Origin of the sequence: Inquilinus limosus DSM 16000 (assembly GCF_000423185.1) — a bacterium.
Classification (GTDB): domain Bacteria; phylum Pseudomonadota; class Alphaproteobacteria; order DSM-16000; family Inquilinaceae; genus Inquilinus; species Inquilinus limosus.
In genome coordinates this window covers 23,761-50,711 of the sequence record NZ_AUHM01000002.1, presented here as the reverse complement: position 1 = coordinate 50,711, position 26,951 = coordinate 23,761, and the positions used below count along the sequence as shown (strand labels likewise).

The 26,951-nt window shown below is 67.2% G+C and carries 23 protein-coding genes and 1 pseudogene; 5 read left to right on the top strand and 19 right to left on the bottom strand.

Annotation, left to right across the window (positions count from 1 at the left end; genetic code table 11):
- Window positions 1-84: 84 nt before the first annotated feature.
- The 4 genes from G537_RS0104140 to G537_RS36400 all read right to left on the bottom strand — a co-directional run bounded on the left by G537_RS0104140 (window position 85) and on the right by G537_RS36400 (window position 2,737).
- A complete protein-coding gene (locus G537_RS0104140) occupies window positions 85-1,065 on the bottom strand; it encodes a Tim44 domain-containing protein (protein ID WP_026869015.1) in 981 nt (326 codons plus the stop codon).
- Window positions 1,066-1,252: 187 nt separating this feature from the next.
- A complete protein-coding gene (locus G537_RS36405; protein ID WP_034850623.1) occupies window positions 1,253-1,483 on the bottom strand; it encodes a hypothetical protein in 231 nt (76 codons plus the stop codon).
- Between the two features lie 167 nt (window positions 1,484-1,650).
- Window positions 1,651-2,040: a VOC family protein gene (locus G537_RS0104130; protein WP_026869014.1), complete on the bottom strand. Its 390-nt coding sequence runs from the start codon at window positions 2,038-2,040 to the stop codon at window positions 1,651-1,653.
- Window positions 2,041-2,257: 217 nt separating this feature from the next.
- Complete coding sequence (locus tag G537_RS36400; RefSeq protein WP_211230290.1) at window positions 2,258-2,737, bottom strand: potassium channel family protein; 480 nt, start codon at window positions 2,735-2,737, stop codon at window positions 2,258-2,260.
- 213 nt (window positions 2,738-2,950) lie between these two features.
- On the opposite strand from G537_RS36400, the gene G537_RS0104120 reads away from it, so the two are divergent.
- From G537_RS0104120 to G537_RS43485, 3 genes are all read left to right on the top strand, one after another.
- A complete protein-coding gene (locus G537_RS0104120) occupies window positions 2,951-4,000 on the top strand; it encodes a helix-turn-helix domain-containing protein (protein ID WP_081688585.1) in 1,050 nt (349 codons plus the stop codon).
- A 122-nt stretch (window positions 4,001-4,122) separates the two neighbouring features.
- A complete protein-coding gene (locus tag G537_RS43490; protein ID WP_155888496.1) occupies window positions 4,123-6,018 on the top strand; it encodes a hypothetical protein in 1,896 nt (631 codons plus the stop codon).
- Between the two features lie 9 nt (window positions 6,019-6,027).
- Window positions 6,028-6,945 carry a hypothetical protein gene (locus tag G537_RS43485; RefSeq protein WP_155888495.1) on the top strand — a complete coding sequence of 306 codons (918 nt, stop codon included), beginning with the start codon at window positions 6,028-6,030 and terminating at the stop codon, window positions 6,943-6,945.
- A gap of 450 nt (window positions 6,946-7,395) precedes the next feature.
- Here the strand turns inward: G537_RS43485 and G537_RS36395 are convergent.
- The 10 genes and pseudogenes from G537_RS36395 to G537_RS0104060 form a co-directional block, all read right to left on the bottom strand.
- A pseudogene (locus G537_RS36395) lies at window positions 7,396-7,865 on the bottom strand (oligopeptide/dipeptide ABC transporter ATP-binding protein); the annotation flags it as partial.
- Window positions 7,859-8,368, bottom strand: a complete 510-nt coding sequence (locus tag G537_RS36390) for a hypothetical protein (RefSeq protein ID WP_034850619.1) — start codon at window positions 8,366-8,368, stop codon at window positions 7,859-7,861. The gene G537_RS36390 and the pseudogene G537_RS36395, both read right to left, overlap by 7 nt.
- A 6-nt stretch (window positions 8,369-8,374) precedes the next feature.
- Window positions 8,375-9,208 (bottom strand): hypothetical protein, encoded by an 834-nt coding sequence (locus G537_RS0104095; protein ID WP_026869011.1) that lies wholly within the window; start codon window positions 9,206-9,208, stop codon window positions 8,375-8,377.
- A 156-nt stretch (window positions 9,209-9,364) separates the two neighbouring features.
- Window positions 9,365-10,333 carry a peptide ABC transporter ATP-binding protein gene (locus G537_RS0104090; RefSeq protein WP_026869010.1) on the bottom strand — a complete coding sequence of 323 codons (969 nt, stop codon included), beginning with the start codon at window positions 10,331-10,333 and terminating at the stop codon, window positions 9,365-9,367.
- Entirely contained in the window at window positions 10,330-11,310 is a 981-nt protein-coding gene (locus G537_RS0104085) for an ABC transporter ATP-binding protein (RefSeq protein WP_026869009.1), read from the bottom strand. Before G537_RS0104085 ends, G537_RS0104090 begins: the two co-directional genes overlap by 4 nt.
- 1 nt (window position 11,311) lies before the next feature.
- Entirely contained in the window at window positions 11,312-12,211 is a 900-nt protein-coding gene (locus G537_RS0104080; protein ID WP_026869008.1) for an ABC transporter permease subunit, read from the bottom strand.
- A 315-nt stretch (window positions 12,212-12,526) separates the two neighbouring features.
- Window positions 12,527-13,537, bottom strand: coding sequence for an ABC transporter permease subunit (locus G537_RS0104075; protein ID WP_026869007.1), 1,011 nt, complete (start codon window positions 13,535-13,537; stop codon window positions 12,527-12,529).
- Between the two features lie 91 nt (window positions 13,538-13,628).
- A complete protein-coding gene (locus tag G537_RS0104070; RefSeq protein ID WP_026869006.1) occupies window positions 13,629-15,227 on the bottom strand; it encodes an ABC transporter substrate-binding protein in 1,599 nt (532 codons plus the stop codon).
- 245 nt (window positions 15,228-15,472) lie between these two features.
- A complete protein-coding gene (locus G537_RS0104065; RefSeq protein ID WP_026869005.1) occupies window positions 15,473-17,071 on the bottom strand; it encodes an ABC transporter substrate-binding protein in 1,599 nt (532 codons plus the stop codon).
- Window positions 17,072-17,106: 35 nt separating this feature from the next.
- Window positions 17,107-18,702 carry an ABC transporter substrate-binding protein gene (locus tag G537_RS0104060; RefSeq protein ID WP_026869004.1) on the bottom strand — a complete coding sequence of 532 codons (1,596 nt, stop codon included), beginning with the start codon at window positions 18,700-18,702 and terminating at the stop codon, window positions 17,107-17,109.
- 150 nt (window positions 18,703-18,852) lie between these two features.
- Here G537_RS0104060 and G537_RS0104055 point away from each other — a divergent pair, with 150 nt between their 5' ends.
- The gene (locus tag G537_RS0104055; protein WP_034850617.1) at window positions 18,853-19,527 is read left to right on the top strand and encodes a TetR/AcrR family transcriptional regulator; all 675 of its coding nucleotides are present in this window, start codon (window positions 18,853-18,855) and stop codon (window positions 19,525-19,527) included.
- Here G537_RS0104055 and G537_RS0104050 read toward each other — a convergent pair.
- The 4 genes from G537_RS0104050 to mtnK form a co-directional block, all read right to left on the bottom strand.
- Window positions 19,505-21,106, bottom strand: coding sequence for a DHA2 family efflux MFS transporter permease subunit (locus tag G537_RS0104050; protein WP_211230289.1), 1,602 nt, complete (start codon window positions 21,104-21,106; stop codon window positions 19,505-19,507). The two genes, G537_RS0104055 and G537_RS0104050, sit on opposite strands and share 23 nt — an antisense overlap.
- A complete protein-coding gene (locus tag G537_RS36385) occupies window positions 21,103-22,218 on the bottom strand; it encodes an HlyD family secretion protein (RefSeq protein ID WP_081688584.1) in 1,116 nt (371 codons plus the stop codon). The genes G537_RS0104050 and G537_RS36385 overlap by 4 nt, the downstream gene beginning before the upstream one ends.
- Window positions 22,219-22,611: 393 nt before the next feature.
- Window positions 22,612-23,709, bottom strand: coding sequence for an S-methyl-5-thioribose-1-phosphate isomerase (mtnA, locus tag G537_RS0104040; RefSeq protein WP_026869001.1), 1,098 nt, complete (start codon window positions 23,707-23,709; stop codon window positions 22,612-22,614).
- 3 nt (window positions 23,710-23,712) lie between these two features.
- Window positions 23,713-25,005, bottom strand: coding sequence for an S-methyl-5-thioribose kinase (mtnK, locus tag G537_RS0104035; protein ID WP_034850615.1), 1,293 nt, complete (start codon window positions 25,003-25,005; stop codon window positions 23,713-23,715).
- Window positions 25,006-25,140: 135 nt separating this feature from the next.
- Here mtnK and G537_RS0104030 point away from each other — a divergent pair, with 135 nt between their 5' ends.
- Complete coding sequence (locus tag G537_RS0104030; RefSeq protein ID WP_026868999.1) at window positions 25,141-25,527, top strand: RidA family protein; 387 nt, start codon at window positions 25,141-25,143, stop codon at window positions 25,525-25,527.
- A gap of 2 nt (window positions 25,528-25,529) precedes the next feature.
- On the opposite strand, the gene G537_RS36380 is transcribed toward G537_RS0104030, so the two are convergent.
- Window positions 25,530-26,897: an MFS transporter gene (locus G537_RS36380; protein ID WP_034850613.1), complete on the bottom strand. Its 1,368-nt coding sequence runs from the start codon at window positions 26,895-26,897 to the stop codon at window positions 25,530-25,532.
- Window positions 26,898-26,951 lie beyond the last annotated feature (54 nt).

Genomic DNA, 26,951 nt, shown 5'->3' with positions numbered 1-26,951 from the left:
ATCCGCCTCGAAGCGGTGGCGCGATGAGGCGATCCCGGGGGGCGGGTATCGCTCCGATATCCGCCCTCCTCGGAAGCGTTCGCGTCAGGCGGCCGCCTGAACCGCCGACAGTTTCCAATCGGCGCGATGCTTCCGTGCGAAGGTCCACACCTCGACGGTCTCGGTCGGCCTGTCCGGGTCACCCTCGACGATCCGCCCGGTCTTCCGGTCGCGCGTGGCATCGACGCTCGAATACCGGACGGCGACGGTCGCATAGTCCGTATCGCCCTCGCGCCATGCTTCGGCCAGATCGCCTTGCAGCAGGCGGACGTCCGAAACCTCGTTCTTCACGCCGCGGGTCGCATTCCCGCCGAGCTCCTCGGCGAAGTACGACATGACCTCCGGAGTCGTGCGCGCGCGCAGGCCTGCGAAATCCTCCGCCCCGTAAGCGGCCTGGATCTCGCCGAGAAGGCGTTCGAAGGCGGCGAAGTCCGACTGGCCGAGGCCGACCCCGTCCCGCGGGGCACCCTGCGCGGCCCGCCCCGCCGGCCCGGAATACCCCGAACCCGCCGGCCGTGCGGCAGGATCGCCTGAGGCCTCCCGACGCATGGGAGACATCGACGGACCGGCAAAGGCCGGCCCGCGCTGGCGGCCGAAGAAGCGTCTGAACGCCATGACCGCCAGGACAACCAGTCCGACCTGCAGAACCAATCCGACCAGCCCGGCGGCACCGCCGATGCCGTGTCCCAGCAGCATGCCGATGAGGCCGCCAAGCGCCAGGCCGCCCAGAATGCCGCCGAAGCCGCCGAATCTCCCGGCTCCCGGGGCCTGGACGCCGGGCGCCTGCTGCGACGGGTTCGGCTGGGTCGCCTGCGTGCGCGGCGTCATGGTGCGGTCGATCGGCGCCGCGGTGCCGGGCGCGGTCGGGGTGGCGGGCGGCGCCTGGAACGTGCGCTCGCCGCGGCTGCCGAAGCCGCCCGAATTCGTGCGCCGGGCGTCGGCATGGTCGACGGCGACCAGGAGGACGCCCAGCCCGATGACGAGGCTCGCGACGATTCTGCCCGCGCGGCGGCTGAAGGTGTTCATCTCTCTTTCCGGTCGCATTCGGTTCTCGTTGCCTGTCCCATATGGGAGATCCCGACCGCGGATTTGAGGGGGGTGCCGACGGCGCGGGTGACCGCTCCGGGCCGACTCCGGCCCGGACGATACAACCTCCGCTCTCGGGAGGCACTCGCGGAAGCCTGGACCGGCCACGATCGGCATCCAGACCCCGTCACGGGATCGTCGAAGAACCTTCCCACAGCAACCACATCAGGCCGGCGAAGATCATGATCTGGAGGGCGATCACCGACGCGACCATCCACTTCAGCGTTGCCACGTCCGATTCCAGCTTCGCTGTGCGGGTGTCGACGCCAGCTGCCTCCTCTGCCGCGCGCCTGGCTGTGTCTTCCGGCACGTTGGCCGAGCGCAGCGCCTCGTAGAGGGCACCCATCATGAGCGCCATCGCGCCACCCGCTGTTTCCTCGCAGTCGTATCATATATGGTTCCGGTCGGATTGGGTCGCCAGGAGCGGAGCGCAGGCGATCCTCATGATCGTCCCCTCGGATCAAGTCCGAGGGTCCTCGCGATGGCGAGGAAGGGCGGGAGAGTCGATCCCGAAGGCCGCTGGTATCAGACGGCGACGAACTCGACCTTGATCCGGTCCGGATCCTCGAGGAAGAGCGCGTAGTCGTCGGTGCCGCCGTTGGCGAAGGGGTACCTGTCGTCGTAGAGGGTGGCGATGCCGTTCTCCCGGCAATAGTGCCGGAGCGTGTCGACGGCGTCCCTGCCGTTCACCTGGAACGCCAGATGGTTGAGGCCCACGCCGCACCGGTGATACGGCCGGGCCGCATGCCGTTCGGCGACCTGCACGAAGGTGAGGTAGGCGTCGCGCCCGTCGGCCAGCGTAAAGCCGCCATCCCAGCGGCCGCTTTCCCGATACCCGATCTGCGCCAGCAGCGCCGACCAGAAGGCGCGGGACACGTCCAGGTTCGAGACGTAGATCTCGATGTGATGAAGCATCAGGGCCATCCGGTGTCAGGGGGGCGCGGCCGTTTCCGGCCGCGCCCGCTGAGTGTGACCTGATTCTGATGGCGGTGCACGACGTCGAGTGGACATCCGCTGAAGCGCGCCGGCACCGCAATCCCGGAGCCGTCATGGCGAGCCCCGAAGGGGCGTGGCCATCCAGGCGGCACCGGCCCCCGGGGTGGCCGCACCGGCAGCGTTTCCTGGCGGTCTCTCAGTTGCGGGATGTCGCCGAAGGCCGCGCCGCCTCCCGGTCCTCGGCGGCGGCTTCCTTGGCCCGGATCGCGCTCAACGCCGATGCGACCAGCCCGGTCGGTATGGCGATGATGCCCAGCGCCACGAACAGCATGAACACGATGAACAGCCTGCCGATGGGCGTCACCGGATAGATGTCGCCGTAGCCGACGGTGGTCAGCGTTACGGCGGCCCACCACATCGCGTCGAGAACCGAGGCGAAGGCCTCGGGCTGGGCGTCGTGCTCGAACTGGTAGATGACCAGCGCGCAGACATAGAGGACGACAACCGCCGCCGCGCCGGAGCCACCGCCCCCTCGCTCCCGCCGGACGAGGGCGCCCGACGCCGGGCAGAGCCCGGCCGCCGGCCACGACGACCGGCTCATCCCGGCAAGCACGATCAAAGGCTGGTCCGGATCGAACGCCGTTACAGAACGACCACTCTCGATCTGCTGCTGCACGGGCCGTCTCTCTGATCACCGAAGAGCGCCGGCCTGCCGCCGGCTCGGCGCACACCCATCGCATCTGGAAAGCGTCTCCGCCTTAGGCGATGATCCCTTCGTCGGCCTGCCCGTTCTGGCCGCCTGACCTGACCGGCCCTGCCGGAGAGCGCGATCGCACCCGCGCCTCAGTTGAACCACTCGTGGGGACGCGGCCGAGGGGATGAATGAGCCATGCTCAAGCCACAGGCAGAAGAGAGCCCTCGAAAACGCGTGTGGACCACCGCCTCCGTTCCGCTCAAGGACCGCGACTCATATTGGCGCGAAGCCGTATGCCGATCCTACGGCGGACTCACGATCACCCGTTGGCTCAGTGACGGTCCGGTCCGGGGCAGGCTGGTGGCGGCGCCGTTTGCCGACGGCAGCGTGAGCGAATGCCAGCAGGGGGCGGTCACGCTGGTCCGCGACGCCCGCGATGTCGCCCGCACCGGCGGCGACCACTACAATCTGGTCCTGCAGCTGAAGGGGCATGGCCGCATGCGCCACGCCGGCCGCGATTGCCTCCGACAGCCGGGCGACATGACAGTGATGGACCCGCTGTCGCGCTACGAGGGGGCCTTCACCGACGATCTCCGCGTTCGCGTCTGGACCCTGCCGCGCCGCCTGCTTGGCCCTATGCTCACCGCCCCTGAAGATGCAGCGGGGACGCTGATCAGCGGACAGGCCGGTGTCGGCATTCTGCTCCGGACAATACTGCAATCGACATGGCCGGTCGTCGGTAGTCTCGACATCGATGAGCAGCGAGGGATTCAGGACACCCTATGCCGGCTCACGGCGCTGGCGCTCGGCGCCAGCCGGCAGACCCGCGAGACCAGCAAGGTCGCCTACCGCGAAGCGCTTCTTCAGCGAGCGCTGTGCTTGATCGAAGGGAATCTGAGCGATCCCGCGCTCACGGCCGAATGGGTCGCCAACCATCTCCACATCTCGCGGCGCAAGTTGGAGATCCTGTTCGAACATCGCGGGATCGGTGTGGCCGCCTGGATCGGCCGCCGTCGAATAGAGGAATGCCGCCGGCGATTGGAAGATCCGGCACAACGCCACCTCTCGATCGCCAGCATCGCCTTCCTCGCCGGATTCGCCGACCTGTCGACCTTCAACCGCCGCTTCAAGTCGCAGTACGGCGTCACGCCCCGCGACATCCGAGGGGGCACTGTACCGCTCGGAATTGGCGAGGAGTGTAACCTACGATCGGGTGCGGTATTATATTTTGCGGAGAATGCCTAGATTCCTTTCGCAGACTGCAAAGACGAGGATTTAATTCACCAGTAAGCTGTCTGGTATTCTTATTTGCTCGCCTTCAGCCTCAGAGTCCGCTTCGGCCTGCATTTTGTACGAGAGGTGCCGCCATGATGGACTATCGAACCCACTTTGCAGTTTTACAAACCTTCCGGCTGGCACTCGGCCAGGAGGTTCTGGCTGATGCGCAGATCGCGGAATTGCGTGATCAGCATGTCGCAACTCTCGATGAAGCGCCCGAAATGGCTCTTGTCGGATCAGTTATCGATCACCTTTTTGCCCATGCCTCGTCGGATGGAGCGGAACTGGCACTTCTGGAGCGCGCTGCAAAACTATGGCGCGAGGGTCTGAAGCTTTATGAAGGACTGGCAAAATTCCGGTCGAGCCTCGAATTGGTTTTAAACAATCCTGGCGATGAACGGGCTGTGGAGGTGCTAAACTCGGCTTCGGAAAGTTTCGCAAAGCTCGCTCGACGAGTGAAACAGCAAAGCCAACAGGTTGAAGCTCTCAGAAAGGAGGTCTCAAAACACCCGCACCTGCGCGCCCATTCGAGACAGGATGACAAACCAATCAGTGAATGGTCATGGGATAACTTACTTCTGGCGCGGCGCACCGAGGCCTTCGTGCGGGAGCTGTATAAGCTGGCAGACACTCCGGAGAAAAAGTCGTTCGCCCTGGGGGCGCTTTGCAGCTATGGAGCAAACGCGGGCGGATCCATGTATCTTGGCCAAGTTGTCGGCGGGCCAAGGCGCTCTCACCGCTTCAGAGACCGGTTAGCCCGAAATACCGTTGGCAGTTGGACCGCCCAACACTTTGGCAGGATTGTCGGCCAGTATAAGGGATCGTTTGGATTGGGTCATGACTCCAGTCAATCCAGCGTGCCGTTTCCTCCCTTGCGGATCATCGCCCGCCAACTGAAACGAGCAATGCCAAACGGGTTACCGGCAAGCATTCAGCAAATCATCCTATCGGCCCTTTCACGAACCTACGATGCAAATGAAGTGCCACCTCTGCCCGATCCAAAGCGGGGGTTTCAAAGGCTGCTAAGGCATCTGGAACTGCTGGATGCCTTCCCAATGCCGACAGAACCAGTAGCGCCACCAGATTCCATTGTTGCTCGGCTTTTTGGAGATCCTACAAAACCGTTTGTTCCCAGCATTCCTGAAACAACTGCGATGGCTGAGGCCGGTGTGCCACCTGGTGAGGGCGGCCATGTCCTGCCGCAAAACTTCGGCTCGGGCGGGGGTGGTTCCGCGCCGCCCGAAGAACCAGATTGGACGGAATCCAAGTGTGCGAAGTTCTGGAAAGCCATCTTTATCTTTCTTTTTTTTGTCGGCCCAGGGTGGAAAATTTGCGCCGCCATTTGGTCTGAAGGCAACAACCAGCGGTGTCCGATCTGGGATGAGATAACACAGAGCTGGGAAGAGGCTTTCTCGGATGGCGTGTTCGTGGAGGCCGAAGGAGAGTTTAGCAATCCCCTTACTGTCGACGACACCGGAATCCTGGCCCAAAACGAACAGGTCCTGCAGCTCGTCGGCGATCTCTACAACGTACAATCGATGATGTGGGAGGGTTTTCAGAAAGCTTCCGAGTTCCTGTCACTTTACGGGCTCATCTATCCCGACGCTTTCATTGATCGGTGGCGTTATAGTCAGTATGTCTCTATACCTTCAATAGCTCAGGGGCAATGGCCTCGCCTACCGGACAACGGGCGGCGGTTTGACGAATACCCGTTGACCGGAATCGAGCATCCTGCTGCGACGTTTATTCCATTTCCCGCTGGATCGTCACCGCTTGTGATTTTCACTGGACCCAGCGGGGCCGCCAATCGTTCCTCCCTCGCGATTTGCAAGTCGATGTGGGCTGCGCTTGCCAGCAATAGTACTGCGGGAACGAATCTCGATCTTGATGCGGATCGTGGATGGATGCATCCCTGCTGGAGGGCTGGCGGACCCATTACCGCTCAGCCGCTCAGCGTTGTTCCGCTTCAGTACAGTGAAATCTAGGAACTGGCCATGATAGAGGACAATACTTCTGTCATCGCCCGTAAAAAAAGGCGCCCGAATGAGCGCAAAGATGGGCAGCGGCCAAAGGACGAGCGTCGGCAGGATTCGCGACCGTTTCTTGTAATTCCTTATTGGAGCGAAGGGCCAACCAGTGATGGCGACAATGGCAGCATCCGACCGCTTCCGCCAGCCATTCAGCCAGGTGTGGTTTACTACGCCTGCCCATCTATCCAGACATCCCCTTATGTTCCCGGTCAACCCTTGACGGTGACAGTCGAGGTGGGCAACTTCGGAGGCGCAAACACTCCATCTCTAGCGCAAGTCACCGTATGGTGGTCGGAACCAACCACCGGATTTGTCATCGAACCCGGTAAGTTAATCGGCTTCCAATCAATTCCCGTGGAGCCTCGTCGTCGCTCTCCGAGTCGGCCGATGACAAAGGTCATTCCTTCTGATGCGCCTGACCATATATGCCTTCTGGCACGTGTTTCCCATCAATATGATCGGGCCGGTTCGGTCGCAGATCCGATCAACGACCGCCATTGGGCGCAACGAAATTTGTCGGTCGTTGCTGTAAAGGGGCAGCTCTCAGTTGAGCTCGACTTCTTCGCAGGCAATCCGCTCAAACACGCTGGCAACTTTGTGCTGGAGGTCCGCGAGCTCAGTCCCGAGCGTCTCAGGTTCCTGGGAGAGGAACTGCAGTGTAAGTCCGTGTCGAGTTTTGGCCACGCTCGTCTCGTCAAAAACGAACGAGAAGCAGACAATCAGATTGGCGTTGAACTTGAGCCAGCAGAGCGTCGTCGGGTTCAGTTGCAGGTCGAAATGGCGCAACCGCTAGCGAGAGGGCAGTTTTCTGCGGTCGAGATCATTCAGCGCCATGGGAAGATTTTGGTTGGTGCGCTCGCCGTAGCGATAGTTGGCGAGTAACGCCGGTGGACGCAATCCATAGTGAGAGCCGGTGTAGGGTTCGGCGCCGATCGCTGGCGTAGTCGGAGGCCGAGGGCCATATCATGACTCGGCGCCCTGAAAGCACGGTTCGCGCGCCTCGGCCGTCAACCGAACGTGCCGCCGACACGCCCGGTTGATCTCGAAATTGAAATTCGGTGACAGAAATTAGAAATTCGGTGACAGTGCTGTAGTGAAGTGCACCCCTTGGGTGAGATACGATAACCAAAGACGGTTCTCGGCGAGTGCGGCAGCGGCGGGGCGAGCCCAATGTATTTCGTCGCCATCCCCGACGAGTCGCCACCGGCCAGCGCCCGGCCCCGTCCTGATCTCCGCAGCCCGGAGCGTTTCACACCCCAACGCCCCTTGGGATTTGATTCAAAGGCAGCCAGTGAGAATGGAAGCTGAGCGACGATTGTATCTGTTCGGTTCTCACCCCACCTGCTCCGCATGATGGCAGGCCACCATGCGCCCATCCACCGGGCGCAGCTCCGGCGCACCGAATGGCACAGGTCGGTGGCGTAGGGGCAGCGGCGGTGGAAGGCGCAGCCGGGCGGCGGGGCGAGGGGGGAGGGCAGCTCGCCCTTCAGCACCACCCGCTCGGCCCGCTTCGCCGGGTCGACGAAGGGGGTCGAGGCCAGCAGCGCCTTGGTGTAGGGGTGGCGCGGATGGCGGAAGATCGCCGCCTTGGTGCCGTGCTCCACCGGCTGGCCCAGATACATCACCACCAGGTGGTCGGCGATGTGCTCCACCACCGACAGGCCGTGGCTGATGAACAGATAGGCCAGGCCGAACTCCTCCTGCAGGTCCATCAGCAGGTTCAGCACCTGGGCCTGGATCGAGACGTCCAGCGCCGAGACCGGCTCGTCCGCCACCACCACCTTCGGCCGCAGCATCAGCGCCCCACCTCATACCCGGCCGCCCGGCACGCCTCCCCGGATCTGGCATAGCCCGTCTGGTACGGGCTTTGGCGGATGCGCCCGGCCTCGCGGCCGCAGGGGGTGTAGCCGGCGGCCTCGGCCCGGGCCTGCAGGCGGTCCGCGGTCCAGACCCCGGCCGCGGCGGACGCGATCGCCAGCGCGAAGATCACGATCGCCGCCGCCCCCACGGCCCGCCGGCGGCGCCCGGAGGGCTGCCGCCGCCCCGCGGCCTGCCCCGGGAAGGACCCGGTCCAGGCCATCGCGGCATGGAGGGCCGGCAGGCACCATGCGAACAGCCCCGCCGCGCTTCGCCCGGTGGGCAAGGCGACGGCCTCCGCGCCGGCGTTCAGACCGGCATAGGCCTTCGTGACCTGCAGGACGACCGCGGCCACCAGCCCGATCGCGATCGCGTCCAGCACTCCGAAGAAGAGATGGCCGCGCCACGTCTTTGCGCGCAGCCAGGCCCCCGCCCCGTCGACGCCCATGCCGGGCTACCAGCGCGGCCAGCCGAAGCCGCCGCCGGGCAAGCGACCCTGGCCGATCCGGCCGAGAGCATCTTGCCGCGCACGTTCCGCCCCGCGGGCGATCCCGGCGGCGATCCGGCCGTCCAGCAGCGACTGATCCATCATCTCGCCCACCGCCACCAGGCCATCTTCCACCGCCCTGCCGGTCCGCTCCATCAGCTCGGCCAGCCTTTCGGAGACCCCGAGAGCATCGGCCGCGTACCCGAATGCCGCGCCGACGGCAAGCCCCACTGCAAGTGGGACCCCGATGGCGACGATCACGACAGTGCCGGAGACGAAGCTGGCGGCGAGAACGGCAGTGGCCGTCGCGATCAGCCCGATGCTCACATTCGTCACGACGGACGCGAGCATCCGGCTCAGAGTCTGCTTGTCCGAGACGAGGAACCGCAAGACCTCGATCGTCGTATAGGCGACGATGTTGAAGATCACGTTGCTTCGCATCGCCACGCCCAGAATCGGCTCGGAGATCCCGAAGCGAAGCATCAGCGGGTTGCGGGCGAGGTAGCGGGTACCCTGCAGAACCGTGCGCTGCCCCGGATAGCCCCGGAAGATCACATAGGTCTCGCCCGAGACCTCCCGGAAATAGTAGCTGCCGGTCACGCCCAACTCGCGCATGAGCGTGGCCGCGACCGTGGAATTCCGCAGCAGCGCCGTCAGGCCGGGAAGGTCGAGGACCTTCAGCGTCTCCCGCGAGAGCCCGTCATTCGTGTCGACGATCATCGCCGCCAGATCCCGAGCGCTCAGGATCACGATATTCTCTTCCCGATGCGGCGATCGGCTGTGCCTGCCCCAGCTGTCCACCTCGTGCTCTCCGATCCGGCGTCATCCGATGGCCAGAAGGCCCAAATGCCAGGATACTACGGCCGTCGTCGGATTTTGATCCTGATCGTCGGTTCGATCCGGGGCTGGTGGCCCAGCCGGCAATACCGGCCGATCCCGGGAAGGGGTTGCCGGCTACTACCCCACCTGCTCCGCATGATGGCACGCCACCATGCGCCCATCCACCGGGCGCAGCTCCGGGCGCACCGAGTGGCACAGGTCGGTGGCATACGGGCACCGGCGGTGGAAGGCGCAGCCGGGGGGCGGGGCGAGGGGGGAGGGCAGCTCGCCCTTCAGCACCACCCGCTCGGCCCGCTTCGCCGGGTCGACGAAGGGGGTCGAGGCCAGCAGCGCCTTGGTGTAGGGGTGGCGCGGATGGCGGAAGATCGCCGCCTTCGTCCCGTGCTCCACCGGCCGGCCCAGATACATCACCACCAAATCGTCGGCGATGTGCTCCACCACCGACAGGCCGTGGCTGATGAAGAGGTACGCCAGGCCGAACTCCTCCTGCAGGTCCATCAGCAGGTTCAGCACCTGGGCCTGGATCGAGACGTCGAGGGCCGAGACCGGCTCGTCCGCCACCACCACCTTCGGCCGCAGCATCAGCGCCCGGGCGATGGCGATGCGCTGGCGCTGCCCGCCCGAGAACATGTGCGGATAGCGGTCGTAATGCTCGGGGCGCAGGCCGACTTTGGCCAGCATCGCCTCGGCCGCCTGCCGCCGCTCCGGCGCCTTCATGGCGGTGTTGATCTTCAGCGGCTCCTCCAGGATCGCGCCCACCTTCTTGCGCGGGTTCAGCGATCCGTAGGGGTCCTGGAACACGATCTGCACCGCGCTGCGCAGGCGGCGGCGCTGCTCCTTGTCCGCCGTCGCCACCGGGATGCCGTCGATGGTCAGCTCGCCCTCGGTCGGCGGCTCGATCATCGTCACCACGCGGGCGAGGGTGGACTTGCCGCAGCCGCTCTCGCCCACCACCGCCAGGGTCTTGCCCGGCTCCAGCGTGAACGACATCTCGGTCAGGGCGCGCAGCGTCTGCGCCGCCTTGAAGGGCGAGGTCTTGACCTCGTAGAAGCGGCTCAGCTGCCGCGCTTCGACGACGGCGCTCACGAATGCGCCTCCTGCAGGGGGCTTAAGGGGTTGAAGCAGCGCGTCCGCCCGTCCAGGTCGGGCGTCAGCTCCGGGTGCTGGGCCCGGCAGCGGTCCAGCACGTTGCGGCAGCGCGGGTTGAACAGGCAGCCGGCCGGCCGGTCATAGGGGCCGGGCACCACGCCGGGGATGGTCGGCAGCCTTCGGTGGCCGGCGCTGCGCTCCGGCAACGCCTCCAGGAGGGCCCCGGTATAGGGGTGGCGCGGCCGGCCGAACAGCCCGTCGACGCGGCGCTCCTCCACCAGCTCGCCGGCATACATCACATTGACGCGCTGCGCCGTCTCGGCCACCACGCCCATGTCGTGGGTGATCAGGACGAGGGCCATGCCCTGGTCGCGCTGCAGCTGCACCAGCAGCTGCAGGATCTGCGCCTGGATGGTGACGTCCAGCGCCGTGGTCGGCTCGTCGGCGATCAGCAGCTTCGGCCGGCAGGCGATCGCCATGGCGATCATCACCCGCTGGTTCATGCCGCCCGACAGCTGGTGCGGGAAGGCGTCGATCCGGGTCTCCGGCGCCGGGATGCCCACCTGCGACAGCAGCTGGATGGTGCGCTCGCGCCGGGCGCGGCGGCTGCCGCCCTCATGCACCTTCAGCGCCTCCATGATCTGGAAGCCGACGGTGAAGCAGGGGTTCAGGCTGGTCATCGGCTCCTGGAAGATCATCGCCATGTCCTTGCCGATGATCCTGCGGCGCTGGCGCGGCGACATCTTCAGGAGGTCGTGGCCGTCGAAGCTGAGATGGTCGGCCGTGACCTTGCCGGGGAAGGCGACGAGGCCCATCAGCGCCAGCATGGTGACGGATTTGCCGGAGCCGCTCTCGCCGACGATGCCCAGGATCTCGCCGGAGTCGATCGACAGGTCGAGGCCGGAGACGGCGCGGAACAGTCCCTTTCCGGCCGGGAACTCGACCGTCAGGTTGCGGATGTCGAGGAGGGCCATGTCAGCGCTTCAGCTTCGGGTCCAGGGCGTCGCGCAGGCCGTCGCCCAGGAGGTTGAAGGCCAGCACCGTGATCAGGATGGCGAGGCCGGGGAAGGTCACCACCCACCAGGCGCGCTGCAGGAACTGCAGGGACGAGGCCAGCATCGTGCCCCATTCCGGCGTCGGCGGCTGGGCGCCGAGGCCGAGGAAGCCCAGCGCCGCGGCGTCGAGGATGGCGGTGGAGAAGCCCAGCGTCGCCTGCACGATCAGCGGCGCGACGCAGTTCGGCAGGATGGTCGCGAACATCAGCCTGAGGGTGCCGGCCCCGGCGACGCGCGAGGCGGTGACGTAGGGCCGGCGGATCTGGCTCAGCACCGCGGCGCGCATCAGCCGGGAGTAGTGCGGCAGGGTGACGACCGAGACCGCGATCATGGCGTTGACCAGGCCGGGGCCGAGGATGGCGACGACGACGATGGCCAAGAGCAGGCTGGGCAGCGCCAGCATGATGTCGAGGAGGCGCATGATCGCCGTGTCGAGCCACCCGCCGAAATAGCCGGCGGCCAGACCCAGCAGCAGGCCCATGGCCAGCGACAGCGTGACCACGATCATGCCGATCAGCATCGACAGCCGCGCGCCATAGATCAGGCGCGAGAGGATGTCGCGGCCGATATCGTCGGTGCCCAGCGGATAGGCCAGGCTGCCGCCCTCCTGCCAGAAGGGCGGCACCAGGAAGGCGGTGCGGTCCTGGTCGATCGGCGAATGCGGCGCGATGACGTCGGCGAAGATCGCCACCAGCAGCACCAGCGCGATCACCACCAGCCCGGCCAGGGCGCCCTTGTTGGCGCTGAAGGACCGCCAGAACTCCAGGAACGGTCCGGGCGGCTTCGACACCGCGGCCGGGGTCGGAGCGTAGGGGGTCATCACCGGGTCGCCGGCGATGAACGGCGCGTTGCCGCGGCCGGTGGGTTCGGGGCTGGCGGTCATCGGCTGGCTCCCGGCTCGAAACGGATCGAGCCTGTTCCTTCCTTGTCCCCCCTCCCCTTGCGGGAGGGGGGTAGGGGGAGGGGTCTGCGCGCGTCTGCGCGCGACGGGGTGAGATCGCATCCATCGGCCGGGGCTGTCAGCCACGGACCATTGCTGGCTCGGGGCTTCGACAACCCCCTCCCCCTGCCCCCCTCCCGCGAGGGGAGGGGGGACTCATCGGGGGACAGGCGGGAAACTTGAGCACTCATCGGCTTACTTCACGTGCCGGATGCGAGGGTCGAGCAGGCCGTAGGCCAGGTCGACCAGGAGGTTGACGCCGATCACCAGCGTGGCGACCAGCAGCACGCCGCCCTGCAGCGTCGGGTAGTCGCGGCGGTTGATCGCCTCGATCAGCCATTTGCCGACGCCGGGCCAGGCGAAGACGGTCTCGGTCAGGATGGCGCCGCCCAGAAGGGTGCCGACCTGCAGGCCGATCACGGTGACGACCGGGATCAAGGCGTTGCGCAGGGCGTGCAGCCCGATCACCCGCTTGACGCCCAGCCCCTTGGCACGGGCGGTGCGGATATAGTCCTCGCCCAGCACCTCGAGCATGGCCGACCGGGTCATGCGCGCGATCACGGCCAGCGGGATGGTGCCCAGCACGATGGTCGGCAGGATCAGGGCGCGCAGGGCGGAGACGAAGGCGCCCTTCTCGTCCGACAGCAGGCTGTCGATCAGCATGAAGCCGGTCTGCGGCTCGACATAGTACATGGCCGAGATCCGGCCGGAGACCGGGGTCCAGCCGAGGCCGACCGAGAAGATCAGGATCAGCAGCAGGCCCCACCAGAAGATCGGCATCGAATAGCCGACCAGGCTGGCGCCCATGATGCCGTGGTCGATCGGGGAGGATCGGTTGGTGGCGGCGATGATGCCGGCCGGCAGGCCGATGATGACGGCGAAGAGGATGGCGCAGAGGCCCAACTCCAGCGTCGCCGGGAACAGCTTCAGGAACTCGCCCAGCACCGGCCGGCGCGTGGTGGTCGAGGCGCCGAGGTCGCCCTGCAGCACCTCGCCGATATAGGACACGAACTGCACCGCGACCGGCCGGTCCAGGCCCATCTCGTGCATCAGCTCGGCATGGCGCTCGGGCGAGATGCCGCGTTCGCCGGCCCGCACCTGGATCGGGTCGCCGGGCACGGCCCGGATCAGGAAGAAGCTGAGGGCGGTGATCCCCAGGAAGGTGATCGCCGCCATGGCGAAGCGGGTCAGGATGAAACGCAGCATGGTGCCATCGGGTAACGGGTGCCGGGCCGGAAAAGACGCGGGCGGGAGAGCATCCCCCTGCTCCCCCGCCCGGCTCCCCCTTTACCCCGCTCTATTCGGTGATGTCGACGTCGCTGAAGTCGTGGCGGCCGAACGGGCTGACCTTGTAGCCCGAGACCTCCTTGCGGGTCGGCTCGTAGACCACCGAATGGGCGATCGGCAGCCACGGCGCCTGGTCGTGGAAGATCACCTGCGCCTGCTCGTACAGCTTGGTGCGCTCCGCCTGGTCCGAGATCGTCTTGGCCTTCTTGACGATCTCGTCATAGGGCTGGTGGCACCACTTCGCGATGTTCGAGCCGCCCGGCCGCGCCCCGTCGCAACCCAGGAGGTTGTACAGGAAGTTGTCCGGGTCGCCGTTGTCGCCGGTCCAGCCCAGCTGGCCCATCTGGTGGTCGCCTTCCTGCAGGCGCTTCCGATACTCGCCCCATTCGTAAGAAACGATCTTCGCCTTGATGCCGACCTTCTCCAGATCCGCCTGCATCATCTCGGCGATGCGTTGGGCGTTCGGGTTGTAGGGCCGCTGCACCGGCATCGCCCACAGGTCGGTCTCGAAGCCGTTCGGATGGCCGGCCTCGGCCAGCAGCTTCTTTGCCGCCTCCGGATCGTACGGATAGTCCTGGATGCTGTTGTTGTAGGACCAGATGGTCGGCGGGATCGGGTTCTTCGCCGCCTCGCCGGCGCCCTGGTACACGGCGTCGAGGATCGCCTTCTTGTTCACCGCCATGTTGACGGCACGGCGGACGCGCACGTCGTCGAACGGCTTCTTGGTGGTGTTGAAGGCGAGATAGCCGGTGTTCAGGCCGGGCTGGCTCAGCACGTTCAGCGCCGGGTCCTTCAGCATCGCCGGCACGTCGGCCGGGTTCGGATAGGGCATGACGTGGCACTCGCCGGCCTTCAGCTTGGCGGCGCGCACCGCGGCGTCCGGGGTGATGGCGAAGACCAGGTTGTCGATCTTCTCCTTGCCGCTCCAGGCCCCCTCGAAAGCCTTGTAGCGGATCAGCGCGTCCGGCTGGTACTGCACGAACTGGAAGGATCCGGTGCCGATCGGCACCTGGTCGACCTGCTCCGGCGTGCCGGCCTTCATCATCGCGTCGGCGTATTCCGCCGACAGAATCGAGGCGAACTCCATCGCCAGGTTGGCGATGAACGGCGCCTCGGGCTGGTTCAGGGTGAACTTGACGGTGTAGTCGTCGACCTTGTCGATCGACTTCAGCAGGGTGCCCATCCCCATGTCGCCGAAGTAGTCGTACTGGCCGCCGGACACCTTGTGGTAGGGGTGGTCCTCCTTCCACATCCGGTTGAAGGTGAACAGCACGTCATCGGCGTTGAAGTCGCGGGTCGGCGTGAACTTGTCGTTGGAATGCCACTTCACCCCCTTGCGGAGGTGGAAGGTGTAGACCGTGCCGTCGTCCGAGATGTCCCAGGACTCCGCCAGGCCGGGCTCGGTCTTGGTGGTGCCCTTGGTGAATTCGACCAGGTGGTCGTAGATCGGACCGGACGCGTCGAAGCTGGTGCCGGTGGTGTTGATCTGCGGGTTGAAGTTCTCCGGGCTGCCCTCGGAGCAATAGACCAGCGTCTTGGCATCGGCGGACGCCGCCGCCCCCGCGACGAGGACGAGCGCCATCGCCGTGGCGGACAGGAAGCGGGACATGAAACTCTCCCCTATGGTGGTCCTTCGGCCTGGGCTTGCCGCATAGCTGTATTGCCCAAACCGTGGGTTGCAGGGGATTACCGCAGGGGCCGGGGGTGATGTCAACTGGCCGAATATGTCCGGCAAATTGAATCGCTTCCCAATATAGGCTCGCGCTGATGCCGCCCTCCGGCGGATCGGAACTTGGGCGGGCCGAAAAGAAACGGACGGGAAAGCGGATCGCTGCTTTCCCGCCCGTTTGTTGCTTACTCCGCGATGTCGACGCCGCGGAAATCGTGCAGCCCGACCGGGATGATCTTGTAGCCCGAGACCTCCTTGCGGATCGGTTCATAGACCACCGAATGGGCGATCGGCAGCCACGGCGCCTGGTCGTGGAAGATCACCTGCGCCTGTTCGTACAGCTTGGCGCGCTCGGCCTGGTCGGCCGTGGCCTTGGCCTTCTGGATCAGCGTCTCGAAATCCTGGTTGCACCATTTCGCGATGTTGCTGCCGCCTTCGCGCGCCGCATCGCAGCCCAGGAGGTTGTTGAAGAAGTTGTCCGGGTCGCCGTTGTCGCCCGACCAGCCCATCTGCGCCATCTGGTGCTCGCCGGCCTGGGTACGCTTCCGATATTCGCCCCACTCGTACGAAACGATCTTGGTTTTGATGCCGATCTTGGCCAGGTCGGCCTGCATCAGCTCGGCGATGCGCTGGGCGTTCGGGTTGTAGGGCCGCTGCACCGGCATCGCCCACAGGTCGCTCTCGAAGCCGTCGGCATAGCCGGCCTCGGCCAGCAGCTTCTTCGCCGCCTCCGGGTCGTACTTATAGTCCTGGATGCTGTCGTTGTAGGACCAGATGGTCGGCGGGATCGGGTTCTTCGCCGCCTGGCCGGTGCCCTGGTACACCGCCTCCAGGATCGCCTGCTTGTTCACCGCCATGTCGATGGCTTGGCGCACGCGGACGTCGTCGAACGGCTTCTTGGTGACGTTGAAGGCCAGATAGCCGGTGTTGAGGCCGGGCTGGCTCAGCACGTTCAGGTTCGGGTCCTTCTGCATCGCCGGCAGGTCGGCCGGGTTCGGATAGGGCATGACGTGGCATTCGCCGGCCTGCAGCTTGGCGTAGCGCACCGCCGCGTCCGGGGTGATGGCGAAGACCAGGTTGTCGATCTTCTCGCGCCCGCTCCAGGCCTCGTCGAAGGCCTTGTAGCGGATCAGCGCGTCCGGCTGGTACTGCACGAAGCGGAACGGCCCGGTGCCGATCGGCACTTGGTCGACCTGCTCCGGCGTCCCCGCCTTCATCATCGCGTCGGCGTATTCGGCCGACAGGATCGAGGCGAAGTTCATCGCCAGGTTGGCGATGAAGGGCGCCTCCGGCTTCGTCAGAGTGAACTTGACGGTATGGTCGTTGACCTTGTCGATCGCCTTCAGCAGCGTGCGCATGCCCATGTCGCCGAAGTAGTCGTAGGAGCCGCCGGACACCTTGTGGTAGGGGCTGTCCTCCTTCCACATCCGGTTGAACGAGAACAGCACGTCGTCGGCGTTGAAGTCGCGCGTCGGGGTGAAATTCTCGTTGGAGTGGAACTTGACGCCCTTGCGCAGGTGGAAGGTGTAGACCGTGCCGTCGTCGGACACGTCCCAGGATTCGGCCAGCGCGGGGACCACCTTGGTGGTGCCCTTCTCGAAGGCCACCAGCCCGTCATAGACCGGCAGCGCCGCGTCGAAGCTGGTGCCGGTGGTGTTGATCTGCGGGTTGAAGTTCTCCGGGCTGCCTTCGGAGCAGTAGACCAGCGTCTTGGCTTCGGCCGACGCGGCCATCCCCGCGGCGAGGGCCAGCGCCATCGCCGTGGCGGACAGAAAGCGGGACATGGGGTTGTCTCCCTACGAATCGAGGTGTGGGCAGGCTACTCCCGGATGTCGACGCCGCGGAAGTCATGGATGCGCACCGGGGTGATGACGTAATTCAGCACCTCCTTGCGGATCGCCTGGTACTCCACGGAATGGGCGACTGGCAGCCAGGGCGCCTGGTCGTGGAAGATCACCTGCGCCTGCTCGTACAGCCTGGTCCGCTCGGCCTGGTCCGAGGTGACCTTCGCCTTCTGGATGAGCTCCTCGAAAGACCGGTCACACCACTTCGCAATATTTCCGCCGCCTTCCCGAGCGGCATCGCAGCCCAGCAGGTTGTTGAAGAAATTGTCCGGGTCGCCGTTGTCGCCGCCCCAGCCGAACTGCGCCATCTGGTGCTCGCCATCCTGCACGCGCTTTCGGTACTCCCCCCATTCGAACGAGACGATCCTCGCCTTGATCCCGACCTTGGCCAGATCTTCCTGGATCAGCTCGGCGATGCGCTGGGCGTTCGGGTTGTAGGGCCGCTGCACCGGCATGGCCCAGAGATCGGTCTCGAAGCCGTTCGGATAGCCGGCCTCTGCCAGCAGCGTCTTGGCGGCTTCCGGATCGTAGGGATAATCCTGGACGCTGTCGTTGTAGGACCAGATGGTCGGCGGGATCGGGTTCTTCGCCGCCTGGCCGGTGCCGCGGTAGACGGCGTCGAGGATCGCCTGCTTGTTCACCGCCATGTTGACGGCGCGGCGCACGCGAACGTCGTTGAACGGCTTCCTGGTGACGTTGAAGGCGACATAGCCGGTGTTCAGCCCGGGCTGGCCGATCACCGTCACCGCCGGGTCCTGCTGCATCGCCGCCAGATCGGCCGGGTTCGGCGACGGGATCACCTGGCACTCGTTCGCCTTCAGCTTGGCGTAGCGGACCGAGGCGTCCGGGGTGATGGCGAAGACCAGCGTGTCAATTTTCTCCTTGCCGCTCCAGGCCTCGTCGAAGGCCTTGTACCGGATCAGCGCGTCAGGCAGGTACTGGACGAAGCGGAACGGGCCGGTGCCGATCGGGATCTGGTCCACATCCTCCGGCGTGCCGACCTTCATCATCGCATCGGCATATTCCGCCGACAGGATCTGGGCGAAGTTCATCGCCATGTCGGCCAGGAACGGCGCCTCCGGCCGGGTCAGGGTGAAGCGGACGGTGTGGTCGTCGACCTTGTCGATCGCCTTCAGCAGCGCGGGCATGCCCATGTCGCCGAAGTAGTCGTAGGACCCGCCGGAGATCTTGTGATAGGGGCTGTCCGCCTTCCACATCCGGTTGAACGAGAACAGCACGTCATCGGCGTTGAAGTCGCGCGTCGGCGTGAAGTTCTCGTTCGAGTGGAACTTCACACCCTTCCGCAGATGGAAGGTGTAGACCGTGCCGTCGTCCGATACTTCCCAGGACTCGGCCAGGGCCGACACCACCTTGGTGCCGCCGCGCTCGAACGCCACCAGCCCGTCATAGACCGGCACCGAGGCGTCCAGGCTGGTGCCGGTGGTGTTGATCTGCGGGTTGAAGTTCTCCGGGCTGCCCTCGGAGCAGTAGACCAGCGTCTTGGCCTCGGCCGACGCGGCGCCGGCCGTCAGGCTGAGCGCCAGCGCCGTGGCGGTGAGGAAACGGGACATGAAGCTCTCCCTGTATGGCTGGTGATCGGCTTGAAGACGCGATCCGGTCGTCAAACGGTACGGTACCGTCTAAGCTGAGCGGAAGCTCTGCTCTTTTGCGCGCCCCCGCGAGCCTCGCCGTCGCGGCTCCGGGGCAAAGGGATGATCGCCATGACGGGATTTCGCCCGCCGATCGGGAAAGGGAAGGATGCGGCGGCCCCCCGTGCCGCGCGGCAGGAGGCCCGCCAGGAGGAGTTCCTGCGGGCGGCGACCGAGGTCTTCTTCACCTCCGGCTTCGCCGGGGCGAGCGTGGACGAGATCATCGCGAAGGTCGGCGGTTCGAAGCGCACCATCTACGCCTATTTCGGCAACAAGGAGCAACTGTTCGCGACGGTGGTGCGGGAGATCGTCCGCAACGCCATGGGGGCCCTGGCCGAGGCCGACTTCGCCCGGGCGGATCTCGAGGCCACGCTGCGGGAAGCCGGGCTGCGCTATCTCGGCGTCATCATGTCGCCCGAGGCGCTGCAGCTCTATCGCACGGTCGTGGGCGAAGGCAGCCGCTTTCCCGACCTCGCCAAGGTGTTCTTCGAGGCCGGGCCTGGCCGGACGAGCGCGAATCTCGCGCGCGTGCTGGAGGAGAAGGGAAGGGATTGGGGGATTCATGCCGGCGACCCGAAGCGGCTGGCCGAGCATTTCCTGGGAATGATCCGCGACGACCTTCATCTCCAGGTCGTGCTCGGGCTGCGGCCAGCCCCGACGCCCGCCGAAGCCCGGGCGGCCGTCGAGTCCGCGGTCCGGATGTTCGTGAATGGCGCTCGCGGAGCTAGTGCGGAGAGTGCTCTATGAGGCGGGCGAGGGTGAGCTTGGTCGCGACCAGAACCGGCGCCGCGACCAGGAACAGCAGCGCGATCGCCAGGAAGCATTCGTTGAACGACAGCGTCGCCACCTGCTGCACGAAAGCCTTCTGGATGACGGCGGTCGCCGCGGCGCCGGCTTCCTCGGCGGGATAGCCCCGCGCGGTCAGCAAGGCCGAAAGCGTCTCCTGCCGTTCGGCGAGCGCCGGGTTGCCCGGCGCGAGCTGCTCGGCCAGCACCGTGCGGTTCAGTGCGTTCTGGTGATCGAGATAGGTGGCGAGGCCGGCGACGCCGATCTGGCCGCCCATCTGGCGGCCGATGTTGAACAGCGCCACGCCCTGAGCCAGCACCTCCGGGCGCAGGTCGCGCAGCGTGCCCACGGTCAGCGAGACGAAAAGCAGGCCCAGGCCGAGGCCGCGCAGCACCAGGGCCGGCACCATGTCGGGCAGGCCGCTCTCGGAGGTGGAGCCCGACAGCATCCACATCGAGGTCATGAAGCAGATGATGCCGAAGGGAACCGGCTTGATCGGATCGAGCCCCTTGAACTGGATCAGCGCGCCCGCGGCGAGGAGACCGAAGCAGACCAGCGCGCCGCTCGGCAGGAGCAGCAGCCCGGCATAGGTCGGCGACAGGCCGAGAACGCCGGTCGCGAAGGCCGGGATGACGAAGGCGCTGCCGAACAGCGCGCCGCCGGCGACGAAGCTGACGATGAAGCCGAAGCTGAAATGCTCGTCGCGGAAGACGGCGGCGTCGATCAGCGCCCCGCGCTTCCGCGCCAGGGCCTGCCAGGCCAGGAATGCGGCGGCGGCGGCGAGCCCGGCGAGGCTGACATGCACGATCTCGGGTTCGTCGAACCAGTTGTAGCGGCTGCCCTCCTGCGTGACGTAGACGAAGGCGGTCATCGCCGTGCCCAGCAGCACGAGACCTGGCCAGTCCAGCCGGCCAGTCGCCTCCGGCCGGTCGCGGCGGTCAGGGGCGAGCAGCACGGCCGTCAGGCCGGCCAGGCCGAGCGGCACATTGGCCAGGAACATCCAGGACCAGGAGAGCGTGTCGACGGTCCAGCCCTGCAGGGCCGGGGACAGGGTTGTGGGCGCCGCGGTCGTGGCGAAGGCGAAGACGGCCTGGACCAGCCCCTGGCGGGACCGGGGGAAGACCCGGAACAGCAGCGCCTGGCCGGTGACGAGCAGGACGGCGCCGGCGACGCCCTGCGCGATCCGCCACGCCACCAGGACGCCGAGGCCGCCGGCCGCGGCGGCCCCGAGGGCGCCGGCGAGCAGCATCAGGATCGCGCCCGCCAGCAGCCGGCGCGGCGCCAGGCGTGATGTCAGCCACGCCGCCAGCGGAAAGGCGGTCAGCTTGGCGACCAGATAGGCGATGTTGACCCAGGCGACCTCGTCCTGGGTGGCGTGGAAGCCGCCCATGACATGGCCGCGGGTGACCACCAGGACGGTGCTGTTCACCGCATCCATCGCGGCCGCGACGGTCAGGACGCCGAGAAGCAGCCATGGCCGCGACGCCGGCAGTGCTGCGGGTCCGGCCGGCCACAGGGCGGGATCGGCCGCCGCGGTCACGACGCTTCGTCCGCCGTCCGGAAGATCGCGGCTCCGGTCCGGACGGGTCCGCTCTCGGAAGCCGCCGCCGTGCCCGGGCCGGAGCCCACCTCGACGGCGACGTCGACCGACAGGCCGGGCACGAGCCGGCCGAGCAGGCCGTGGCCGGCGGGGAGCGTGATCTTGACCGGCACGCGCTGGACGATCTTGACGAAGTTGCCGGTGGCGTTGTCGGGCGGCAGCAGGCTGAAGGCGGCGCCGCTCGCCGGCGCCAGGCTGTCCACCCGCCCCGTGATGACCGCATCCGAATAGCCGTCGACGCGGATCTCCGCCGGCTGGCCCACCGCCATGCGGGCGACCTGGGTCTCCTTGAAGTTGGCCACCACCCAGACGGCGTCGACCGGCACCACGGAGAGCAGGGCGGCGCCGGGCCGCACATACTCGCCCGGATGGACGCGGCGGTTCCCGACGACGCCGGCGACGGGCGCGCGGATCACCGTGTCCGACAGCGCGATCTCGGCCAGCTGCAGATTGGCGCGCGCCTCCGCCAGCCGGGCGGCGATCTGCCGGGCCTCGGAGCCGAGCACCGCCAGCTGCTCGCGCGCGGCTGCCGCGGCGGCCTCCGCCTGCGCCAGCGCGGCGCGGGCGCGTTCGGCATCGGCGGTGGCGGTGTCGTGGTTGCGCTGCGGCGTCCAGCCCTGGCCCACCAGGCGGGTCGCCCGTGCCAGCTCCCGGCGCGACAGCTCCATATCGGCCCGGCCGACATCGATCGCCGCCTCCGCCTCACGGATCTTCGCCAGCTGCAGGTCTTTCCGGCGGTCCAGATTCTCGGCGGCGGCTTCGGCCTGGGCGACGGCGGCCGCGGCGCGGTCCCGCTGGGCCCGATGATCCTCGTCCGCGATCCGCAGCAGCACGGCCCCGGCCTCGACCATCTGGTTGTCGTCGACCAGCACCTCGGCCACGTAGCCGGACACTTTGGGGCCGATTGCCGTGATGTCGGCGCGGACATAGGCGTTGTCGGTCCACTCCCTGGATCGGCCTTCGTCCCACCAGGCCCACCCCCAAGTGCCGCCCACGACGACGAGGGAGAGAAGAGCGGTCCCGGAGGCCACACGCTTGGCAATGCGCTTCATCGGCAGCTCCCGTCTCCTGTCCGCGGCCCACGCTGCATCACATAGGTACGATACCGTACCGTATACATTTTGGAGAGGTCAAGAGGCCGGCCGGAACGGGCTGCGCGGTGCCAGGCGCCGGCCTCCGCCACCGCCGTGACAAGGCTGGTCTCGCCGATGACGATCATCATGGCTCACCTCCCGCTTCCGGGCGCACGGCCGGCGCCCGGAAGCGGGAAGGATCGCGGATCCCCGACGGCCTCCGCCATTGTGCCGACCGGTGGTCCGGCACATCAAAGGACGAGCGAACCTCGCCTTTGGCACAGGTCGGCCTGCCGTGACGGCGGGCGTGATCGGGCACGGGTCGCCCGGGCGAAGGCCCGCCCGGACAGCGACCCGACGGCTGTGGGACCTTTACGCCGCCCGGTCGGGATACAGGGCGGCCAGACCTTCGCGGCTGGCCGGGCAGACGCCGCGTTCGGTGATCAGCCCGGTGACGTAGCGCGCCGGGGTGACGTCGAAGGCCCAGTTCGCGGCGGGGCTGCCCTCCGGCAGGATGTCGACCGTCTCGATCCGCCCGTCCGCGGTGCGGCCGGTGATGTGGCTCAGCTCGCGCGCGTCGCGCTGCTCGATCTCGATCTGGCGGATGCCGTCGGTCAGGGTCCAGTCGATCGTGGTGTACGGCAGGGCGACATAGAACGGCACGCCGTTGTCATGCGCCGCCAGCGCCTTCAGATAGGTGCCGATCTTGTTGCAGACGTCGCCGGTCGCGGTGGTGCGGTCGGTGCCGACGATGCACAGGTCGACCATGCCGTGCTGCATCAGATGGCCGCCGACATTGTCGGCGATCACGGTGTGCGGCACGCCGTGGCGGCCCAGCTCGAAGGCGGTGATGCTGGCGCCCTGGTTGCGCGGCCGGGTCTCGTCGACCCAGACATGCACCGGCACGCCGTTGTCATGGGCCAGGTAGATCGGCGCCAGGGCGGTGCCCCAGTCGACCGTGGCCAGCCAGCCGGCGTTGCAATGGGTCAGCACGTTCAGGCGGTCCGGCCGGCCCTTCCTCTCCCAGATCTCGCGGAACACGGCCAGGCCGTGCTCGCCGATGGCGCGGCAGGTGGCAACGTCGTCGTCGCAGATCTCGGCGGCGCGGCGATAGGCGGCCGCAGCGCGCTCCGCCGGCTTCAGCGGCGCCACCCGGCTGCGCAAATCGTCCAGCGCCCAGCGCAGGTTGACCGCGGTCGGGCGGGTGGCCAGGAGGCGGTCATAGGCCCCGGCCAGGGCGGCGTCGGACGGGTCGGCGCGCAGCGCCAGCGCCAGGCCGTAGGCGCCGGTGGCGCCGATCAGCGGCGCCCCGCGCACCTGCATGCTGCGGATGGCGTGGGCCGCCTGGTCCTCGGTCTCCAGCACCACCGTCTCGAAGCCGTGCGGCAGCTTGGTCTGGTCGATGATCACCACCCGCCAGCCATCCTCGGCCGGCCAGATGGTGCGATAGGAGCATCCGTCGATCTTCATGGCTCAACCCTCGCGGAAGACGGTCTCGGCCGCGTGGCGCAGATCGGCCGGGCCGGTGAAGCGGTCGCGCTCGACCAGGAAGGCGCGGGCCAGGCGCAACGCCTTGGTCTCGCAGGCGGCGCGCAGGTCCGGGTCGGCGATGGTCTCGAGGTCGGCGACATGGGCCAGCCCCAGGATGCGCCGGACCATCTTGGCGCCGGCGAAGCCGACCGTGTCGCGGAACAGCCGGGCCATGGTGGCCTTGCGATGGGCGTCCAGCGCCAGGGCGCCGTCGCCGTCGGCGAACAGGTCGCGGCTGAATGCGTCGCCCGTGTTCTCGGCCCGCCACAGCTCCAGGAATCTCTTCTCGAAGCCGGTCCAGATCGCCTCGGCCTGGACCAAGAGCCAGCTGCGGTAGGCGTCACGGTCGTCCGCCGTCGTCGCATGGCCTTCCTGGGCGAAATAGGCCAGGAAGAAATTGGCCAGCAGGGCGCCGACATCGAAGCCCATCGGGCCGTAGAAGGCGAATTCCGGGTCGATGGCGCGGCTGTCGGTCTCCGTCACCATGATCGACCCGGTGTGCAGGTCGCCATGCACCAGCGCCTCGGCCCGGGTCAGGAAGGCCCATTTCAGCTCCTGCACCGCCACCTTGGCGGCGGCATCGGCGCGGAACTCGGCGGCGATGCCGTCCAGTTGCGGCGAGGTCCAGCGGTTCAGCTCGGCGATCCGGTAGGGATCGGTGAAGACCAGGTCCTCGGTGATCCTGCACAGCGCCGTGTTGGCGCAGAACGGCGCCATCTTGGCCTTCTTCTCGGCGGCCGGGGCGTGCAGGTCCGAGGTCTTGAACAGCGTCTGGGCCAGGAACTCCGCCATATGCCCGGCGAGATGCGGATAACGCGTGCCGGCGATCAGCCCCTTGCGCAGGATGATGTGCGGCGTCAGCCACTCCATCACGATCAGCGCCATGGTCGCATCGAAATGGTGCAGCTTCGGCACCAGGCGCGGCACGTGCCGCGCCTGCTCGGACAGCGCGTGCCATTCGAACCAGGCGCGGTCCAGCGGCAGCGGCCAGCTGTCGCCGACCAGCCGGACATAAGGCAGGGCCTGCTTGACCACGAGACCGCCGGCCGATCCCCGGACGATGAACACCAGGTTCAGGTTGCCGTCGCCGACCTCGGTGACGTGCCAGCCGGCCGGGTCGCCGCCCAGCGCGTCGCGGATCGCGGGCAGGCCGGCGAGATAGGGGCGGATCGAGGCCTCGTCCAGCGGCCGGTAGTCCGGCCCGCCGGTCAGCCGGCTCTCCTGCGCCTCACTCATGTTCCAGCCTCCGCCACGTTCTTGCTCTTGAACGGGGCGGAGTGTCGGAAGCCGGCTCCCCTGCTGTCAAGCGCGGCCGATTGCCGGGCGACCCCGATCGATGCGATGCAAGGCATGCAAGCAAAAGGGGGAGTCATGCAGACCGTTCCGCACAACCCGACCAGCGGCATCTATCCGGCGACGCCCGACTACATCCATGCGCTGGAGGTGCGGCAGCCGAACCGGATCCTCTACATCGCCGGCACCATGGGTCTCGACGCCCAGGGCGTCCCCGGCACGACGCTGGAGCAGCAACTGGAGCTGATCTGGTCGAACATCCGCACCATCCTGGCCAGCGCCGACATGACGGTGCGCAACATCGTGCGGATCACCAGCTATCTGCGCGACCCGGCCTACGCCGAGGCCAACCAGGCCGCCCGCGTCGAGGCGCTCCAGGGCCATGTCGTGCCGACCACGGCCCTGGTGGCGCAAACGCTGTCGCCGGACTGGCTGGTCGAGATCGAGGTGATCGCCGCCGCCTGAGCCTAAGTCCGGACCGGGACCGCCTGCGCCCGCTCCGGCCGCCGCTCCTCCGCCGTCGAATAGTCGACCCTGAGGTCGCTCTCGCTGGTCTCCGGCCCCCACCACACGGCGGCGACGGTGATCAGCGACAGCAGGATGACGTAGAGCGCGACGCCCCAGGGCGCCCCGTCGAACCAGATCACCAGCATCGCCGACAGGGCCGGGGCGGGGCCGCCGGCCAGGATCGATCCCAGCTCCCGCGCGAAGGCGAAGCCGCTGAAGCGCAGCCGCGGCCCGAACAGCTCGGCGAAATAGGCCGCCTGCGGCCCGAACATCGCCCCGCCGCCAATGCCCATGATCAGCACGAAGGCCAGCAGGATGGCGGTGGTGTCGCCGGTGTTCAGCATCATGAAGAAGGGCACGGCGAAGACGGCGGAGAACAGCGCCCCGCCCATATAGACCGGCCGCCGCCCGACCTTGTCCGACAGCCAGCCGAAGAACAGGATGCCGAAGATCTCGGCGAAGTTGCCGCCGAACACGCCCAGCAGCGCCACGTCGCGCGGCAGGTGCAGGGTGTTGATGATGTAGCTGAGGCCGAAGACCGGGAACAGGTAACCCAGGCCGTTCTCGGCCATCCGCGCCCCGACCACGACGGCGAAGTTGCGCGGGTGGCGGCGCAGCGCGGCCAGGGCCGGCGCCCGGATCGGCGGCTGCCGCTCCTGCGTCTCGGCGAAGACCGGCGTCTCGTCGATCCGCATCCGGATGAACACGCCGAAGCCCAGCAGCAGCAGGCTGATCAGGAACGGGATGCGCCAGCCCCAGGCCAGCAGCTCCTCATGCGGCAGCAGGGTGACCAGCCCGAACACGCCGGCGGCCAGCAGGTTGCCGATGGTCACGCCCATCGGCGCGAAGCTGCCGAAGAAGCCGCGCCGCCCGTCCGGCGCGTATTCCACCGCCAGCAGCACCGCGCCGCCATATTCGGCGCCGGCCCCCAGCCCCTGCAGCAGACGCATCAGCACCAGCAGCAGCGGCGCCCACAGGCCGATCTGGTCATAGGTCGGCAGAAGGCCGATCAGGAAGGTGCTGCCGCCCACCATCAGGATGGTGATGACCAGCACCGGCTTGCGCCCCCAGCGGTCGCCGAGATGGCCGAACAAGAGGCCGCCGAAGGGCCGGGCCAGGAAGCCCACGCCGAAGGTCGCCAGCGACACCAGCATGCCGACATTGGGGTCGAATTTCGGGAAGAACAGCTCGCCGAACACCAGGGCGGCGGCGGTGCCGTAGATGAAGAAATCGTACCATTCCAGCGCCGAGCCCACGGCCGCGGCGAACATGACCCGGGTCAGCGGGCGCTTCGGCGCGCCCGCCCCCTGCGGGGGTGCATTTCCCATGTGGCGTCCTCTCCCTTGGTCCGGCTCGGGCCGGTTATTGATGGTTTGAGCCGC

Excerpts from the sequence above, each read along its gene's own strand:
- G537_RS0104140 (WP_026869015.1), bottom strand. The coding sequence starts at position 1,065 with ATGAACACCTTCAGCCGCCGCGCGGGCAGAATCGTCGCGAGCCTCGTC.
- G537_RS36405 (WP_034850623.1), bottom strand. The coding sequence starts at position 1,483 with ATGGCGCTCATGATGGGTGCCCTCTACGAGGCGCTGCGCTCGGCCAAC.
- G537_RS0104130 (WP_026869014.1), bottom strand. The coding sequence starts at position 2,040 with ATGCTTCATCACATCGAGATCTACGTCTCGAACCTGGACGTGTCCCGC.
- G537_RS0104120 (WP_081688585.1), top strand. The coding sequence starts at position 2,951 with ATGCTCAAGCCACAGGCAGAAGAGAGCCCTCGAAAACGCGTGTGGACC.
- G537_RS43490 (WP_155888496.1), top strand. The coding sequence starts at position 4,123 with ATGATGGACTATCGAACCCACTTTGCAGTTTTACAAACCTTCCGGCTG.
- G537_RS43485 (WP_155888495.1), top strand. The coding sequence starts at position 6,028 with ATGATAGAGGACAATACTTCTGTCATCGCCCGTAAAAAAAGGCGCCCG.
- G537_RS36390 (WP_034850619.1), bottom strand. The coding sequence starts at position 8,368 with ATGGGCGTCGACGGGGCGGGGGCCTGGCTGCGCGCAAAGACGTGGCGC.
- G537_RS0104085 (WP_026869009.1), bottom strand. The coding sequence starts at position 11,310 with ATGGCCCTCCTCGACATCCGCAACCTGACGGTCGAGTTCCCGGCCGGA.
- G537_RS0104080 (WP_026869008.1), bottom strand. The coding sequence starts at position 12,211 with ATGACCCCCTACGCTCCGACCCCGGCCGCGGTGTCGAAGCCGCCCGGA.
- G537_RS0104075 (WP_026869007.1), bottom strand. The coding sequence starts at position 13,537 with ATGCTGCGTTTCATCCTGACCCGCTTCGCCATGGCGGCGATCACCTTC.
- G537_RS0104070 (WP_026869006.1), bottom strand. The coding sequence starts at position 15,227 with ATGTCCCGCTTCCTGTCCGCCACGGCGATGGCGCTCGTCCTCGTCGCG.
- G537_RS0104065 (WP_026869005.1), bottom strand. The coding sequence starts at position 17,071 with ATGTCCCGCTTTCTGTCCGCCACGGCGATGGCGCTGGCCCTCGCCGCG.
- G537_RS0104060 (WP_026869004.1), bottom strand. The coding sequence starts at position 18,702 with ATGTCCCGTTTCCTCACCGCCACGGCGCTGGCGCTCAGCCTGACGGCC.
- G537_RS0104055 (WP_034850617.1), top strand. The coding sequence starts at position 18,853 with ATGACGGGATTTCGCCCGCCGATCGGGAAAGGGAAGGATGCGGCGGCC.
- G537_RS36385 (WP_081688584.1), bottom strand. The coding sequence starts at position 22,218 with ATGAAGCGCATTGCCAAGCGTGTGGCCTCCGGGACCGCTCTTCTCTCC.
- mtnA (WP_026869001.1), bottom strand. The coding sequence starts at position 23,709 with ATGAAGATCGACGGATGCTCCTATCGCACCATCTGGCCGGCCGAGGAT.
- mtnK (WP_034850615.1), bottom strand. The coding sequence starts at position 25,005 with ATGAGTGAGGCGCAGGAGAGCCGGCTGACCGGCGGGCCGGACTACCGG.
- G537_RS0104030 (WP_026868999.1), top strand. The coding sequence starts at position 25,141 with ATGCAGACCGTTCCGCACAACCCGACCAGCGGCATCTATCCGGCGACG.
- G537_RS36380 (WP_034850613.1), bottom strand. The coding sequence starts at position 26,897 with ATGGGAAATGCACCCCCGCAGGGGGCGGGCGCGCCGAAGCGCCCGCTG.